Source organism: Streptomyces sp. NPDC002403, assembly GCF_053593015.1.
On sequence record NZ_JBSFBQ010000069.1, the window covers coordinates 18,197 to 33,354 of the forward strand.

The window sequence follows — 15,158 nt, forward strand, 5'->3', positions numbered from 1 at the left end:
GGATCACCCCCCGGCGGAGTACGGGCGTGACACGATCTGCTGCATGTCGGTGGTGTCTTCGGTGCTCGTCCCTTATGCGTCCTATCTCCGGGTGTACGAGCCGCTGGCCGCCTTCCCGGAGCCCGAGCGCGCCCACTGGGCGCGGTACGCCGGGCGGGCCCGGATGCCCACGGCACAGGACGAATTGCGCCGTTCGCTGGCCGACCTGGTGGCCACCCCGCCGGCCGCCGTACCGGCGCACGAGAGCGCGGACGCGTTCGTCGCCGAGGTCGACGGGGTGGTGTGCGTCTGCCCGTGGCGGACCAGGCTGCGCGGCTGGCTGGCGCTGGAGGAGCTGACGGAGATGCTCCCCGCGCCGGTGCTCGACGCGGTGCTGCCGCCGGTGGTGCGCGGGCAGGCGGCGGTGGACCACGAGCGGTGGGCGGAGCGGAATCCGGACGCCCGGCCGTGGATCCGTACCTCGGTGTGGCAGGTGCCGGTGCGGTGGTTCGTGCTCTTCTCCGACGAGGAGCGGGAGTACGCGGCGGCGGGCGAGAACGGTGCGGGACCCGTGCTGCGGTACCGGACGCCGATGGTCCAGGCCCGCCGCCGGCTGGCCCGGGGGCTGAAGACGCTGCGGGAGTCGGTGGACGGGGGCGGTCTGACCGAGGGGCTGGTGGACGTGGGGCGCTGGCTGGAGGAGTTCCATCCGCGTGCGCTGGTCGAGCTGGACTACGGCGGTCTGGTGCACGCGCTGCCGGCGAAGCAGCTCGCCGGGGACCGGTCGGCCGCCGATGTGGCCGAGGGCATCGCGGCGCTCCGGGCGGGCGACACCGAGGGGGCGAGCGAGGCGTACGGCCGGCTGGCGGAGCGCTGGCGTTCCGTAAGGGATCGTCAGTTCGCGAACTGACGGGGCGATATCGGCGTCTGTCCTGTGTGTCCTGTGTGACGTGTGGGAATGAAGAGGCGGAAGCGTACTCCTGTGATCTCGGGACCTACGTCCCGAACCGGGCCTTTGCCTCAAGCGTGATGGATAGCACTAACTGGGCCCTTGCGCCCTTCCCCACCCCTCATGCCAAAATAGGACAAGGAGCCCGGGGAGGGTTCTGTCCGTCCAACTAAGGGCGGAATGCTCAGCATTGCACTCTATGGGGGGTCTGATGGCTCCTGATCGCTCTGTGACTGATCGTCACGGCGGGGTGACTGTCCGCTATGGCATGGTCCATCGGCTTCCGTCGCTGATGAACACCTGGGAGGGCAATTCCATCGGTTTGGCCGACGTGGCTGGACGGATGGTGTAGTTGTAGTGCCGAGGACAAGCCGTTCGTCCTATAACCGACTCGGCCCGCGTCCGCCATTTCGGGCAACGCGGGTCAAGGTGCAGAATTTAGAGGAAAGAACCGAGATGGTTCGGTTCTCCCGAGGAGGCCGCTCATGACCGCTCGCACCCCTGATGCCGAGCCGCTGCTGACCCCGGCTGAGGTTGCCACGATGTTCCGCGTGGACCCGAAGACGGTTACCCGCTGGGCCAAGGCAGGCAAGCTCACGTCCATCCGCACGCTCGGTGGACATCGCCGGTACCGCGAGGCAGAGGTCCGCGCACTGCTTGCGGGTATTCCGCAGCAGCGCAGCGAGGCCTGACACACCCCTGTCACGCCGCAACAACCGGGCTTCCGGGTCCCCCAACCCGTACAGGCCCACCCATGGCTCCAAATGACGGGCGCCCGCCCCAACGGGCGCCATACCTGTGCAATACGGGTGCGTCATTCGATCGCGCTGGACTCCGCCGGGTCCAGCGCGATCTTTTTTTGTGCCCATGCGCCGGTGCCCATGCGGCCCCGGGGGTCGGGCGCGGCTGCGGGGGGCGCCGGAAACCGCGCGTCCGGTCGGGTCCGGCCGGGGTGCCGTGCGGGCTTGAGCGGGTCTGTTCGAGAGTGTTCCGGACTGCCCGGGAAGGGCGGGTCGGGGTGGTTGGAATGGTTCCCGAGCGCTTCCGTACGGGCGGTGCAATTGCACATATTAAATTCGCCAGTTGTAGGAAGGGTGTAAAGTCACCCCTTCGTAAAACTCTTTCAGTGACTCCCGTCACACCCTGCGAGTCCTGTCGGATACGAGCCTGCCACCGCCGGGGAGCGGAAAGCCCCGCCGTTGGTCACTCTCTCGGGGGACTTTCGTCCTTGGCTCCCACGGGGCCGTCCTGGCGCTCCTGGAGCAGGGCCGGCGGTTCGGGGGCGGAATCGGTCCGGCGGGCCGTCACGGGCTCCATGGCGAGCCGCTGGAGCCGATGGCAGACCGGGCAGTGGCGGGTGAGGTGACGGCAGCCGGACGCGGCTGCCAGGTGGGCGCGCAGGAGCGCGCGGGTCTCGTGCACGGCGGACGCCGCCATACGCGCCACCTCCCGGTGGACCGCCGTCCCGCACCGGGAAAACAGGGACGGCCTCTGCTGTCTGACTACTCGTCGGCAGTCACCGGAGTCAAGACGCGCGAAAGCCCGGATCCAGAAGGATCCGGGCTTTCGTTACTGCGGTCCTGACGGGATTTGAACCCGCGGCCTCCACCTTGACAGGGTGGCGAGCACTCCAAACTGCTCCACAGGACCAGGTTTTCGCTGCTTGCCTTGCGGCTGGCTGCGAAGACAGACTGTACAGCAGGTCAGAGGCTCAGGTCGAACTCACCGAAGGTGGCCGCTCCGTCACGGTCGGATCGGCCCGTCCGGGCGGGCCCCCTCACGGCGCCGCCGCGTCGATCGCCTTCACGATCCGCTTGTCGGAGACCGGGTAGGCCGTCCCCAGCGCATGGGCGAAATAGCTGACCCGGAGCTCCTCGATCATCCAGCGGATGTCCAGCACCTCCTGCGGTACGGGCCTGCCCTGCGGCATCTGTTCGAGCAGCCAGGCGTACTCGTCCTGCATCTCGTGGACCTTCTCCATGCGCGTGGTGTCGCGCTGGACGGCCGTCGGCATCTGCTGGAGCCGACGGTCCACGGCGACCAGATAGCGCATCAGGTCGGGCAGCCTGCGCAGCCCGGTCCGCGTGACGAAGTCCGGCGGGACGAGGGCCGCGAGCTGGTCCCGGGCGTCGGTGACGTTGTTGACCAGGACCAGGCTGTTGGTGGCCTTTAGGCGCCGCTCGCAGGCCTGCCAGGCGGCCAGCACCTGCTGGACCTGCTTGACCGTGTGCTCGGTCAGGGCGACCAGGTCGGCGCGCACCTTGTCGTACAGCTTCCGGAACGACTCCTCGTCCCAGGCGGGCCCGCCGTGCGCGCCGATCAGCCGGTCGGCGGCCGCCGTCGCGCAGTCCTCGAACAGCGCCTGGATGGAGCCGTGCGGATTGCGGGACAGGGCCAGCTTCTGCTGGTTCGTCAGCTTGTCGGAGGCGAACTTCGCCGGGTTCACCGGAACGTTCAGCATGATCAGCTTCCGGGTGCCCAGCCACATCGCCTGCTGCTGCTCGGCCTCGGTGTCGAAGAGCCGTACGGCGACGGTCCCGCCCTGGTCCACCAGCGCCGGGTACGCCTTGACCGGCTGACCGGCCCGACGGGTCTCGAAGACACGGTTCAGCGTGCCGATCGTCCAGTCCGTGAGGCCCGAACGCTCGATGGACTCGCCCGAGGGCCCGGCGGTGGCCGCGGCGGCCTTGGAGAGCGCCTGACGGGCCTTCGGGCGCAGCTGGAGCTTCAGTGCCTCCAGGTCCTTGTCCTCGGCCACCTTGCGGCGCCGCTCGTCGACGATCCGGAACGTGATCTTCAGATGGTCCGGGACACGGCCCAGGTCGAAGTCGTCGGCCGAGACCGGGACACCGACCATCCGCTGGAGCTCGCGGGCCAGCGTGACCGGCAGCGGCTCCTGCAGCGGAACGGCCCGGTCCAGGAACTTGTCCGCGTAGTTCGGCGCGGGAACGTAGTGCCGGCGGATCGGCTTGGGCAGCGAGCGGATCAGCTCGGTGACCACTTCCTCCCGCAGACCGGGGATCTGCCAGTCGAAGCCCTCGGGGGTGACCTGGTTGAGCACCTGGAGCGGGATGTGGACGGTCACACCGTCGGCGTCCGCACCCGGCTCGAACTGGTACGTGACCTTGAACTTCAGCTTCCCCTGGCGCCAGGAGTCCGGATAGTCGTCCTTGGTGACGGCCCCGGCCTTCTCGTTGATGAGCATCGAGCGCTCGAAGTCCAGCGCGTCCGGCTCGTCCCGGCGCTTGTGCTTCCACCAGGAGTCGAAGTGCGCCCCGGAGACCACGTGCTCGGGGATCCGCTGGTCATAGAAGTCGAAGAGGGTCTCGTCGTCCACGAGGATGTCGCGGCGCCGGGCGCGGTGCTCCAGCTCCTCGACCTCACCGAGCAGTTTGCGGTTGTCGTGGAAGAACTGGTGGTGGGTCCGCCAGTCACCCTCGACCAGGGCGTTCCGGATGAACAGATCGCGGGAGGCCTCGGCGTCGATCCGGCCGAAATTGATCTTGCGCTGGGCGACGATGGGCACCCCGTAGAGCGTGACCCGCTCGTACGCCATCACCGCCGCCTGGTCCTTCTCCCAGTGCGGCTCGCTGTAGGTGCGCTTGAGCAGGTGCTGGGCCAGCGGCTCGATCCACTCCGGCTCGACCTTGGCGTTGACCCGTGCCCACAGCCGGGACGTCTCGACCAGCTCGGCCGACATCACGAACCGCGGCTGCTTCTTGAAGAGCGCCGATCCCGGGAAGATCGCGAACTTGGCGCTGCGCGCGCCCAGGTACTCGTTCTTCTCGGTGTCCTTCAGACCGATGTGCGACAGCAGCCCGGCCAGCAGCGAGGTGTGCACCGACTGCTCCGGCGCGTCTGTGCCCGCCGAGGGCTCCTCGATCTGCATGCCCATCTGCTTGGCGACCGTGCGCAGCTGCGCGTAGATGTCCTGCCATTCGCGGATGCGCAGGAAGTTCAGATACTCCTGCTTGCACATCCGGCGGAAGCTGGACGAGCCGCGCTCCTTCTGCTGCTCGCGGATGTACCGCCACAGGTTCAGGAACGCCAGGAAGTCGGACGTCTCGTCCTTGAAGCGGGCGTGCTGCTGATCGGCCTGCGTCTGCTTCTCCGCTGGCCGCTCGCGCGGATCCTGGATGGAGAGCGCCGCCGCGATGACCATGACCTCGCGGACACAGCCGTTGCGGTCGGCCTCGATGACCATGCGGGCCAGCCGCGGGTCCACGGGCAGCTGCGAGAGCTTGCGGCCGAGCTGGGTGAGCCGCTTCCCCTTCTTCCCCTCCTGGGGGGACTTCTCCTCCACGTCCAGCGCACCGAGCTCCTGGAGGAGCTGGATGCCGTCACGGATGTTGCGGTGGTCCGGCGGGTCGATGAAGGGGAACTTCTCGATGTCGCCGAGGCCGGCCGCGGTCATCTGGAGGATGACGGAGGCGAGGTTGGTGCGGAGGATCTCCGGGTCGGTGAACTCCGGACGGGTCAGGAAGTCGTCCTCGGAGTACAGCCGGATGCAGATGCCGTCCGACGTACGGCCGCAGCGGCCCTTGCGCTGGTTGGCGCTGGCCTGCGAGATCCGCTCGATCGGCAGCCGCTGGACCTTGGTGCGGTGGCTGTAGCGGGAGATCCGGGCGTTGCCCGGGTCGATCACGTACTTGATGCCGGGGACGGTCAGCGAGGTCTCGGCGACATTGGTCGCCAGGACGATCCGGCGGCCGGTGTGGCGCTGGAACACCCGGTGCTGCTCGGCGTGCGAGAGCCGGGCGTAGAGCGGGAGCACCTCGGTGTGGCGGAGATTGCGCTTGTTCAGCGCGTCCGCGGTGTCACGGATCTCCCGCTCGCCGGAGAGGAAGACCAGGATGTCGCCCGGACCCTCGGTCTGGAGCTCGTCGACGGCATCGCAGATCGCGGTGATCTGGTCGCGGTCGGAGTCGTCGCCCTCCTCCTCCAGAAGCGGCCGGTACCGCACCTCGACCGGGTACGTACGCCCGCTGACCTCGACGATCGGCGCCTCGCCGAAATGGCGCGCGAACCGCTCGGGGTCGATCGTCGCCGAGGTGATGACGACCTTCAGATCCGGGCGCTCGGGCAGCAGCCTGGCCAGATAGCCGAGCAGGAAGTCGATGTTCAGCGACCGCTCGTGGGCCTCGTCGATGATGATCGTGTCGTACGCGCGCAGCTCGCGGTCCGTCTGGATCTCGGCGAGCAGGATGCCGTCCGTCATCAGCTTGACGAACGTCGCGTCGGGGTTCACCTGGTCGGTGAAACGGACCTTCCAGCCGACCGCCTCGCCCAGCGGCGTTTTCAGCTCGTCCGCGACGCGCTCGGCGACCGTACGGGCCGCGATCCGGCGCGGCTGGGTGTGCCCGATCATGCCCCGGACACCGCGCCCCAGCTCCATGCAGATCTTCGGGATCTGCGTGGTCTTGCCGGAGCCGGTCTCCCCGGCGACGATCACGACCTGGTGGTCGCGTATCGCCTCGAGGATCTCGTCCTTCTTCTGACTGACCGGGAGCTGTTCCGGGTACGACACGGCCGGCACCCGTGCGGCACGCAGCGAAAGCCGCTCGGCTGCCTTTCCGGCCTCGGCGGCGATCTCGTCCAGCACGGACTGCCGGGCCTCGGGCTTACGGATGCGGCGCGCCCCTTCGAGACGGCGGCCGAGCCGGTGCGCGTCGCGGAGCGAGATCTGTCCGAGCCGGTTCTGGAGATCAGCGAAGGAAGTAGACATACGGAGCCCAGGATCTCACCCGGGCCCGAGGAACGGCGAACACATTTCGTGCGGTCCGGATCACCCCCGGGCACCGCGCGGAGGCGCGGGATCACAGCACGTACCATTTCGGGCAGCTGACCACCCGTTGCCCCTGTCCGGAAAGGCCGGTCGCCGTGTCCCGTACGCAGTGGTGCTGCCTGATGGCGGTGCTCGCGGTCGTACTGGGGCTGTTCTGCGGACCGGGGAGGACCGCCCCCGCCGACGGCACGCCCGCCTCCGCCTCCGCCACCGCCGTCGTGGCGGCCGCGACGGACACCGACACCCCGGTGGTGGCGACGGACTCCGACCGGCACCCGACGCCGGGCTGCGGCAGGACCAGGAAGCACGACGGCGAACCCGCGCTCCCGGGCCGGTCCCGTGCCGCGTACGACCAGGCGCCCGGCCTCGCCGAGTGGGGCCTGCCCGCCGCCACCGGACAGGGCCCGGTCCACCCACCCGTGCGGCTGAAACTGCGCGCCCCCGCGCCTGCCGCTCCCACTCCCGTCGAGCTCTCCGTGCTGAGGGTGTAGCCGGCCGTTCCCACCCGGCCGCTCCCTATTCCTTCCGCCTCACCAGCACGGAGTCCCGCATGCCCGAGTCCACGTCCACATCCGCACGCAAGCCCTCGCCCAGGAACCGAAAGCCGCTGATCTACGGCGCCGGAGTCGTTCTCGCCGCCGCGCTCCTCGGCTTCGTCTCCTACCGGGCCACCGCCCCCGACCACTCGGGCTCCGGCTCCTCCTCGGTCGCCGACGTCTCCGCCGACCCGGACGCCGGCGTCTATCCGGAGCTGGCGAAGCTCGCCCGCCGCGACGCCGGCGACAAGCTCGCGCAGGGCCGCGCCGACGCGCCCGTCGTCCTGATCGAGTACGCCGACTTCAAGTGCGGCTACTGCGGAAAGTTCGCCCGCGACACCGAACCCGCCCTGGTCAAGAAGTACGTCGACAACGGCACCCTGCGCATCGAGTGGCGCAACTTCCCGATCTTCGGCGCCGAGTCCGAGGCCGCCGCCCGCGCCGCGTGGGCCGCCGGGCAGCAGGACCGCTTCTGGCAGTTCCACGCCGCCGCGTACGCCGAAGGGGCCAAGGAGAAGGGGTTCGGCAAGGACCGGCTGAAGGCGCTCGCCCAGCAGGCCGGGGTCGCCGACCTCGACCGGTTCGCCCGCGACGCGGACAGCGCCGCCGCCTCCGCCGCCGTGAGCAAGGACCAGGAACAGGGGTACGGAATCGGCGCGACCTCCACCCCGTCGTTCCTGATCAACGGCCGCCCGATCGCCGGGGCCCAGCCCATGGAGACCTTCACCGCGGCCGTCGAGGCGGCGGCCGAGAAGGCCCGCAGCACCCAGGACGCCAAGAGCGGCAAGGGCCCCCAGGGCTCCGAGGGCTCCGAGGGCTCCGGGGGCGACGCGGAATGACCGCTGACATCGGCTACTTCGCGGCCTTCCTCGGCGGGCTGCTCGCCCTGGTCAGCCCGTGCAGCGCGCTGCTGCTGCCCGCCTTCTTCGCCTACTCCATCGACTCGGCCTCGCGCCTTCTGGCCCGTACCGGCATCTTCTACGCCGGACTGGCCACCACCCTGGTCCCGCTCGGCGCCGCGGGCTCGTACGCCGGGCGGCTCTTCTACCGCCACCGCGACGCGCTCGTCGTCGGCGCGGGCTGGCTGATCATCGCGCTCGGCATCGCCCAGATCGTCGGTCTGGGCTTCGCCTCGCGGCGGATCGCCGCCCTCAGCGGCCGGATTCGCCCGACCACCGCCGTATCGGTCTACGCGCTGGGCGCCGTCTACGGGCTGGCCGGCTTCTGCGCGGGCCCGATCCTCGGCAGCGTCCTCACGGTGGCGGCGGTCAGCGGCAGCCCGGTCTACGGCGGGCTGCTGCTCGCCGTCTACGCCCTGGGCATGGCGGTCCCGCTCTTCCTGCTCGCGCTGCTCTGGGAGCGCTTCGACCTGGGCCGCCGTGCCTGGCTGCGCGGTCGCACCTTCCGGCTCGGCCGCTTCGAGCTGCACACCACGACCCTGCTGTCCGGGCTCTTCTTCATCGGTCTCGGCGCGCTGTTCCTCGCGTACGACGGGACGACGGCACTGCCCGGACTGCTGGACGTGGACGATTCGTTCGCCGTGGAGCAGTGGGCCCAGCGCATCGGCGAGCATGTACCGGACGCCATGGCCCTGGTGGCCGTGGTCGCGGTGGTGCTGCTGGTGCTGGCAGTACGGGCGTGGCGCGGCCGGGGCGGCGTGAACTCGGTCGACCGGGAAGAGGTCTGACACGACGAAGGCCCCCGTCCACCGGACGGGGGCCTTCGGGTGGTGGCTGGGGCCGGGATCGAACCGGCGACCTATCGCTTTTCAGGCGATCGCTCGTACCAACTGAGCTACCCAGCCACGCAGCTCGTGAAAGCTGCAGCGGTCCTGACGGGATTTGAACCCGCGGCCTCCACCTTGACAGGGTGGCGAGCACTCCAAACTGCTCCACAGGACCAAGCTAATGTGCGAGACGAGTCTCGCACACGGTAAAGCGTGCCCCCAACGGGATTCGAACCCGTGCTACCGCCTTGAAAGGGCGGCGTCCTGGGCCACTAGACGATGAGGGCTAAGGGCCCACCTGCGCGCTTTCCAGCGCGTCGGGGACGTGAGAAGCATATGGGATGCCGGCGGCTATCGCCAAAACGGTTTACGGCAGGGGTGCGAGCGCCTTCACGGAGGTGGTCGGACGGGCGGGTCCGGGCCGGGGCGCCGCGAGCGGCGGTACGGGACAATGGCGGGGTGCTGGAGATGACGCGCGAAGAGTTCGAAGAACTGGTCGCCGAGGCGCTGGACCGGATCCCGCCGGAGCTGACGCGGCTGATGGACAACGTCGCGGTGTTCGTCGAGGACGAGCCCGACCCGGGCGATCCGGAGCTGCTCGGGCTGTACGAGGGCACGCCGCTGACCGATCGCGGCGAGTGGTACGCGGGGGTGCTGCCGGACCGGATCACCATCTACCGCGGGCCGACGCTCCGGATGTGCGAGTCCCGCGAGGACGTCGTGGCGGAGACCGAGATCACGGTCGTCCACGAGATCGCCCACCACTTCGGCATCGACGACGCGAGGCTGCACGCGCTCGGCTACGGGTGAGCGTGCCAGCGGGCCGCCCCGGGCCGGCCCGCTGGCGTGCGGACGGAACGTGAGAGGCGTGCGGGTGGTGTGCGGGCCGGAGGCCGGGGCGTGTCCCCGGCGGGGCAACGGGAGTTGGGCACGGCGCCCCCACTTCTTCCGTACCGCTCCGCTCCTTCCCCGTACCCCGGAGGTGCCTCTCGTGCGCCAGCTGTCCGTCCCCGTCCGATGGGCGGCCGTCGTCGCCGCGACGGTCGCCGCGTCCACCGGCTGCATGAGCGTCGGCGACGGCGGAGGGAAACCGGAGCCGTCGTCGTCGCCCGAGCACGGGGGGAGCGCCGCCCGGCCGGACGGCGGGACCGTGGCGGGCACCGGCCGGGTCCGTACCGGTGGCGGCCGGGCCGAGGCGCACTCCGAGCGGGAGGCCGTCGAGTCGCCGGAGCCCCGCGACTCCGCCGGGCCCTCGGCCGCCCCCGGTGGTGTGCGCCCGGGTGCGGAGCCGGGCGGGACGATCCCGCCCCGGGGTACCGCGCCGCCGGCGCCCTCGGCATCGCACCCCGGGCCCGCGGTGCCGCAGCAGCCCGAGTCCCCGGCGCCTTCCACGCCGCCGCCCCCCGGGCCGCCGAGCTCTCCCGAGCCCGAGCCGGAGCCGTCCGGACCGCCGGCGCCGCAGCCGTCCGCCTCACCTGCGGCACAGTTCCGGAGCGAGGTGGCGGGGGCGTCGGCCCGGTCGGTGCCGCTGCGGACGCCCGAGGTGTCACCGCAGGTGGGGCCGGTGTAGCGAGGGGCCGGGGAGGGGCCGGTTTGCGCGATGTGGGGAGGAGTGCGTATGGTAGTAGATCGTTTGATCCCATTGCCCGGCGCCGAAACAGAAGCGCGCCGTGTGGCGCGTACTCTCCCTTGCCGTGGCTGGACCGCATTGAGGCGGTCGAAATTGCGAATCACGGAGTTACGGGCGCGTGCCGAGACTCCGGAAGGTTTCGCATTTCGCATGTCAATTTCCAGTTCTGACCACACCGTCATGCCCGAGAGCATCGAGAACGACGAGCTCGTCGAGGCCGCGGAGGCCGTCGTCGCCGAGTCCGCCGGCTCCGTCGAGGCCGACGCCCCCCTGGCCGAGCAGGCCGACGCCGACTCCGCCGACGCGGAGCCGACCATCACCTTCGCCGACCTGGGCCTGCCCGAGGGCATCGTCCGCAAGCTCGCGCAGAACGGTGTGACGGCGCCCTTCCCGATCCAGGCCGCGACCATCCCGGACGCCCTGGCCGGCAAGGACATCCTGGGCCGCGGCCGTACCGGCTCCGGCAAGACCCTCTCCTTCGGTCTGCCGACCCTGGCCACGCTGGCCGGCGGCCACACCGAGAAGAAGAAGCCCCGCGCCGTCATCCTCACCCCGACCCGCGAGCTTGCGATGCAGGTCGCGGACGCGCTCCAGCCGTACGGCGACGTGCTCGGCCTGAAGATGAAGGTCGTCTGCGGCGGTACGTCGATGGGCAACCAGATCTACGCGCTGGAGCGCGGTGTCGACGTCCTCGTCGCCACCCCGGGCCGGCTGCGCGACATCATCAACCGGGGCGCCTGCTCCCTGGAGAACGTCCAGGTCGCCGTCCTCGACGAGGCCGACCAGATGTCCGACCTGGGCTTCCTGCCCGAGGTCACCGAGCTGCTCGACCAGGTCCCGGTCGGCGGTCAGCGCATGCTCTTCTCCGCCACGATGGAGAACGAGATCGGCACGCTGGTCAAGCGCTACCTGGACAACCCGGTCAGCCACGAGGTCGACAGCGCCCAGGGCAACGTCACGACCATGACGCACCACGTCCTCGTCGTGAAGCCGAAGGACAAGGCGCCGGTCACCTCCGCCATCGCCGCCCGCAAGGGCCGCACCATCATCTTCGTCCGCACCCAGCTGGGCGCCGACCGCATCGCCGAGCAGCTCGTCGAGGCGGGCGTCAAGGCGGACGCGCTGCACGGCGGCATGACGCAGGGTGCCCGTACCCGGGTGCTCGCCGACTTCAAGGACGGTTACGTCAACGCGCTCGTCGCGACCGACGTCGCCGCCCGCGGCATCCACGTCGACGGCATCGACCTGGTGCTGAACGTGGACCCGGCCGGTGACCACAAGGACTACCTGCACCGCTCGGGCCGTACCGCCCGCGCCGGCAAGTCCGGTGTCGTCGTCTCGCTGGCGCTGCCGCACCAGCGCCGTCAGATCTTCCGTCTGATGGAGGACGCGGGCGTCGACGCCTCGCGTCACATCGTCGGTGGCGCGGGCGCGTTCGACCCGGAGGTCGCCGAGATCACCGGTGCCCGTTCGCTGACCGAGGTCCAGGCCGACTCCGCGAACAACGCCGCCAAGCAGGCCGAGCGCGAGGTCGCCGATCTGACCAAGCAGCTGGAGCGCGTCCAGCGCCGCGCCGGTGAGCTGCGCGAGGAGGCCGACCGCCTCGTCGCCCGTGCCGCGCGCGAGCGGGGCGACGACCCCGAGGCCGCGGTGGCCGAGGTCGCCGCCGAGGCGGAGGCCGCGATCGAGGCCGCCGTCTCCGTGCCGGAGCAGCCCGCCGCCCGTGACGACCGGGGCAACTTCGACCGCCGGGACAACCGTGGCGGCGACCGCGGTGGCTACCGCTCCAACGACCGCCGTGACGACCGCGGTGGCGACCGTGGTGGTTTCCAGCGTCGTGACGACCGTCCGTCGTTCAACCGCGACCGTCGTGACAACGACCGTCCGTCGTTCAACCGCGACCGTCGTGACGACCGCGGTGGTGACCGTGGTGGTTTCCAGCGTCGTGACGACCGTCCGTCCGGTGGTTTCCGCCGGGACAACGACCGTCCGTCCTTCAACCGCGACCGTCGTGACGACCGTCCGTCGGGCGGCTTCCGCTCCAACGACCGTCGTGACGACCGCGGTGGCCGCTCCTTCGACCGCCGGGACAACGACCGTCCGTCGTTCAACCGCGACCGTCGTGACGACCGTCCGTCGGGCGGCTTCCGCTCCGGCGGCAGCGACCGTCCGTTCAACCGCGACCGTCGTGACGACCGCCCCTCCGGCGGCTTCCGCTCCGGTGGCGGCGACCGTCCGACCGGCCGTCGCGACGACCACCGGGGCTCCGGCACCAGCACCGGTTCCTTCGGCCGCCGCGACGACAAGCCGCGCTGGAAGCGCAACGGCTGAACGCGGTGAGGACCTGCTGAAGGTCCGCCGAAAGGTCTGCTGAAAGCGGGCCCGCTCTTCACGGGCGGGCCCGCTTTCCGGTGTGCGGGTCCCGCTGGGGCGGGTTTTCCCAGTCGTGACCACGGCGACCGCATGTGTGCCCCGGCACGCGGGAATTGCTGGGTCCATGACAACCGATACAGGCGAGGACCGACCACCACCGGGCATCTCCGACGAGGAGCGCCTGGCGCAGCTCGGATACACGCAGACGCTGGCCCGGCGCATGTCCGCGTTCTCCAACTACGCCGTCTCGTTCACGATCATCTCGGTGCTCTCCGGCTGCCTCACGCTCTATCTCTTCGGCATGAACACCGGCGGCCCCGCCGTCATCACCTGGGGCTGGGTCGGCGTCGGCCTGATGACGCTGTTCGTCGGCCTGGCGATGGCCGAGATCTGTTCGGCGTATCCGACCTCCGCCGGCCTCTACTTCTGGGCCCACCGGCTGGCCCCGCCGCGCTCGGCCGCGGCCTGGGCCTGGTTCACGGGCTGGTTCAACGTCCTCGGCCAGGTCGCCGTCACCGCCGGGATCGACTTCGGGGCGGCGTCCTTCCTGGGCGCGTATCTGAATCTCCAGTTCGGCTTCGGGGTCACCCCCACCCGTACGATCCTGCTCTTCGCCGCGATCCTGCTGCTGCACGGTCTGCTCAACACCTTCGGGGTGCGGATCGTCGCCATCCTGAACAGCGTGAGCGTCTGGTGGCACGTCGTCGGCGTCGCCGTCATCGTCGGCGCCCTGACCTTCGTACCGGACTCGCACCGGTCGGCGTCGTTCGTCCTCACCGAGTTCGTGAACAACACCGGCTGGGGCAGCGGCTTCTACGTCGTGATGATCGGGCTGCTGATGGCGCAGTACACCTTCACCGGCTACGACGCCTCCGCCCATATGACGGAGGAGACCCACGACGCGGCGACGGCCGGTCCGAAAGGCATCGTCCGGTCGATCTGGACCTCCTGGATCGCGGGTTTCGTCCTGCTCCTCGGCTTCACCTTCGCCATCCAGTCCTATGACGGGGCGCTGAACTCGCCGACCGGCGCCCCGCCCGCGCAGATCCTCCTGGACGCCCTCGGCGCCACCACCGGCAAGCTCCTGCTGCTGATCGTGATCGGCGCCCAGCTCTTCTGCGGCATGGCGTCCGTGACCGCCAACAGCCGCATGATCTACGCCTTCTCGCGGGACGGGGCCCTGCCCTTCTCGCGGGTCTGGCACACGGTCAGCCCGCGCACCCGCACCCCCGTCGCAGCGGTCTGGCTGGCCGCCGCCGGCGCCCTGGCGCTGGGGCTGCCGTACCTGATCAACGTCACGGCGTACGCGGCGGTCACCTCGATCGCGGTGATCGGGCTCTACATCGCCTACGTCGTCCCCACGCTGCTCCGGCTGCTCCGGGGCGACGACTTCACCCCGGGCCCCTGGCACCTGGGCCGCTGGTCCCGGCCGGTCGGCATCGTGGCGGTGGTCTGGGTCGTGGTCATCACGGTGCTCTTCATGCTGCCGCAGGTCTCGCCGGTCACCTGGGAGACGTTCAACTACGCGCCCGTCGCAGTGCTGGTGGTCCTGGGCTTCGCGGCGACATGGTGGCTGGCGTCGGCGAGGCACTGGTTCCTCAAGCCGGATCACAAGGGCACGACCGTCCCGGACGAGTCCCTCTGACTGGCCGGGAATTCACCATGTCGGGGCCCGGTAACCGATACCCGATCGGCGGCCGGGCCCCGGCGGGCTATGCTCAGGGGTGATTCGCCGAGGGCCGTTAGCTCAATTGGCAGAGCAGCGGACTTTTAATCCGTTGGTTGTGGGTTCGAGTCCCACACGGCCTACGCCTGGCGAGGGCGGAGTCCGCCTCCGCGACCCGCACGACAACGCCCCGACCGGTCCTGCCCGGTCGGGGCGTTCGTCGTTCGCGGGAGAGACCGGCGGCACCCGTACGGGGGAGGCGGGTGCCGCCGGGATCCTGGGGGTGTTACCGGCCGAGGGAGGCGACGCCGGCCCGGGCGAACTTCTCGTCGAGGTCGCCGCTCGGGGCTCCGGCCACGCCGATGGCCGCGATCGGGGCGCCCTTGGCGGTGACGGGGGCGCCGCCCGCAAGGAAGAGGGTGCCGGGGATGTCCTTCAGTGTGGGGGCGTTCGTCAGGCGCTGGGCCAGCTCGGAGGTGGGGGCGTTCCAGGAGACGGCGGTGAACGCCTTCTT

General features: G+C 70.3%; 12 protein-coding genes and 5 tRNA genes. 10 read left to right on the plus strand and 7 right to left on the minus strand.

The window, feature by feature from the left end; genetic code table 11:
• The first annotated feature begins 43 nt into the window (after positions 1 to 43).
• Both ACWCPY_RS38380 and bldC read left to right on the plus strand, forming a co-directional pair.
• The gene (locus ACWCPY_RS38380; RefSeq protein ID WP_451273077.1) at positions 44 to 889 is read left to right on the plus strand and encodes a hypothetical protein; all 846 of its coding nucleotides are present in this window, start codon (positions 44 to 46) and stop codon (positions 887 to 889) included.
• Between the two features lie 524 nt (positions 890 to 1,413).
• The gene (gene bldC / locus ACWCPY_RS38385; protein WP_003949541.1) at positions 1,414 to 1,620 is read left to right on the plus strand and encodes a developmental transcriptional regulator BldC; all 207 of its coding nucleotides are present in this window, start codon (positions 1,414 to 1,416) and stop codon (positions 1,618 to 1,620) included.
• 511 nt (positions 1,621 to 2,131) lie between these two features.
• Here bldC and ACWCPY_RS38390 read toward each other — a convergent pair.
• The 3 genes from ACWCPY_RS38390 to hrpA all read right to left on the minus strand — a co-directional run bounded on the left by ACWCPY_RS38390 (position 2,132) and on the right by hrpA (position 6,653).
• Positions 2,132 to 2,365, minus strand: coding sequence for a DUF6274 family protein (locus ACWCPY_RS38390; RefSeq protein ID WP_451273079.1), 234 nt, complete (start codon positions 2,363 to 2,365; stop codon positions 2,132 to 2,134).
• 138 nt (positions 2,366 to 2,503) lie between these two features.
• Positions 2,504 to 2,578: transfer RNA gene (locus ACWCPY_RS38395), tRNA-Asp, on the minus strand.
• A gap of 127 nt (positions 2,579 to 2,705) precedes the next feature.
• The gene (gene hrpA / locus ACWCPY_RS38400; protein ID WP_451273081.1) at positions 2,706 to 6,653 is read right to left on the minus strand and encodes an ATP-dependent RNA helicase HrpA; all 3,948 of its coding nucleotides are present in this window, start codon (positions 6,651 to 6,653) and stop codon (positions 2,706 to 2,708) included.
• A gap of 155 nt (positions 6,654 to 6,808) precedes the next feature.
• Here hrpA and ACWCPY_RS38405 point away from each other — a divergent pair, with 155 nt between their 5' ends.
• The 3 genes from ACWCPY_RS38405 to ACWCPY_RS38415 are packed head-to-tail and all read left to right on the plus strand — an operon-like array spanning position 6,809 to position 8,936.
• Entirely contained in the window at positions 6,809 to 7,204 is a 396-nt protein-coding gene (locus tag ACWCPY_RS38405) for a hypothetical protein (RefSeq protein ID WP_451273083.1), read from the plus strand.
• A 59-nt stretch (positions 7,205 to 7,263) separates the two neighbouring features.
• The gene (locus ACWCPY_RS38410; protein ID WP_451273085.1) at positions 7,264 to 8,088 is read left to right on the plus strand and encodes a DsbA family protein; all 825 of its coding nucleotides are present in this window, start codon (positions 7,264 to 7,266) and stop codon (positions 8,086 to 8,088) included.
• Positions 8,085 to 8,936, plus strand: a complete 852-nt coding sequence (locus ACWCPY_RS38415; protein ID WP_451273087.1) for a cytochrome c biogenesis CcdA family protein — start codon at positions 8,085 to 8,087, stop codon at positions 8,934 to 8,936. The genes ACWCPY_RS38410 and ACWCPY_RS38415 overlap by 4 nt, the downstream gene beginning before the upstream one ends.
• A gap of 40 nt (positions 8,937 to 8,976) precedes the next feature.
• Here ACWCPY_RS38415 and ACWCPY_RS38420 read toward each other — a convergent pair.
• From ACWCPY_RS38420 to ACWCPY_RS38430, 3 genes are all read right to left on the minus strand, one after another.
• Positions 8,977 to 9,053: transfer RNA gene (locus tag ACWCPY_RS38420), tRNA-Phe, on the minus strand.
• A 22-nt stretch (positions 9,054 to 9,075) separates the two neighbouring features.
• A tRNA-Asp gene (locus tag ACWCPY_RS38425) sits at positions 9,076 to 9,150 on the minus strand.
• 39 nt (positions 9,151 to 9,189) lie between these two features.
• Positions 9,190 to 9,262: transfer RNA gene (locus ACWCPY_RS38430), tRNA-Glu, on the minus strand.
• Positions 9,263 to 9,434: 172 nt separating this feature from the next.
• On the opposite strand from ACWCPY_RS38430, the gene ACWCPY_RS38435 reads away from it, so the two are divergent.
• From ACWCPY_RS38435 to ACWCPY_RS38455, 5 genes are all read left to right on the plus strand, one after another.
• Positions 9,435 to 9,785 (plus strand): metallopeptidase family protein, encoded by a 351-nt coding sequence (locus ACWCPY_RS38435; RefSeq protein ID WP_206433537.1) that lies wholly within the window; start codon positions 9,435 to 9,437, stop codon positions 9,783 to 9,785.
• A 181-nt stretch (positions 9,786 to 9,966) separates the two neighbouring features.
• Entirely contained in the window at positions 9,967 to 10,545 is a 579-nt protein-coding gene (locus tag ACWCPY_RS38440) for a hypothetical protein (protein WP_451273090.1), read from the plus strand.
• Between the two features lie 240 nt (positions 10,546 to 10,785).
• Positions 10,786 to 12,936, plus strand: coding sequence for a DEAD/DEAH box helicase (locus tag ACWCPY_RS38445; protein WP_451273091.1), 2,151 nt, complete (start codon positions 10,786 to 10,788; stop codon positions 12,934 to 12,936).
• A 166-nt stretch (positions 12,937 to 13,102) separates the two neighbouring features.
• Positions 13,103 to 14,623 carry an amino acid permease gene (locus ACWCPY_RS38450; RefSeq protein ID WP_451273093.1) on the plus strand — a complete coding sequence of 507 codons (1,521 nt, stop codon included), beginning with the start codon at positions 13,103 to 13,105 and terminating at the stop codon, positions 14,621 to 14,623.
• A gap of 91 nt (positions 14,624 to 14,714) precedes the next feature.
• Positions 14,715 to 14,787, plus strand: a tRNA-Lys gene (locus tag ACWCPY_RS38455).
• A 143-nt stretch (positions 14,788 to 14,930) separates the two neighbouring features.
• Here the strand turns inward: ACWCPY_RS38455 and ACWCPY_RS38460 are convergent.
• Positions 14,931 to 15,158 (minus strand): GlcG/HbpS family heme-binding protein (locus ACWCPY_RS38460; RefSeq protein ID WP_451273095.1); only part of this gene is annotated, 228 nt, incomplete at its 5' end.

Excerpts from the sequence above, each read along its gene's own strand:
- ACWCPY_RS38380 (WP_451273077.1), top strand. The coding sequence starts at position 44 with ATGTCGGTGGTGTCTTCGGTGCTCGTCCCTTATGCGTCCTATCTCCGG.
- ACWCPY_RS38410 (WP_451273085.1), top strand. The coding sequence starts at position 7,264 with ATGCCCGAGTCCACGTCCACATCCGCACGCAAGCCCTCGCCCAGGAAC.
- ACWCPY_RS38450 (WP_451273093.1), top strand. The coding sequence starts at position 13,103 with ATGACAACCGATACAGGCGAGGACCGACCACCACCGGGCATCTCCGAC.
- hrpA (WP_451273081.1), bottom strand. The coding sequence starts at position 6,653 with ATGTCTACTTCCTTCGCTGATCTCCAGAACCGGCTCGGACAGATCTCG.
- ACWCPY_RS38415 (WP_451273087.1), top strand. The coding sequence starts at position 8,085 with ATGACCGCTGACATCGGCTACTTCGCGGCCTTCCTCGGCGGGCTGCTC.
- ACWCPY_RS38445 (WP_451273091.1), top strand. The coding sequence starts at position 10,786 with ATGCCCGAGAGCATCGAGAACGACGAGCTCGTCGAGGCCGCGGAGGCC.
- ACWCPY_RS38390 (WP_451273079.1), bottom strand. The coding sequence starts at position 2,365 with ATGGCGGCGTCCGCCGTGCACGAGACCCGCGCGCTCCTGCGCGCCCAC.
- bldC (WP_003949541.1), top strand. The coding sequence starts at position 1,414 with ATGACCGCTCGCACCCCTGATGCCGAGCCGCTGCTGACCCCGGCTGAG.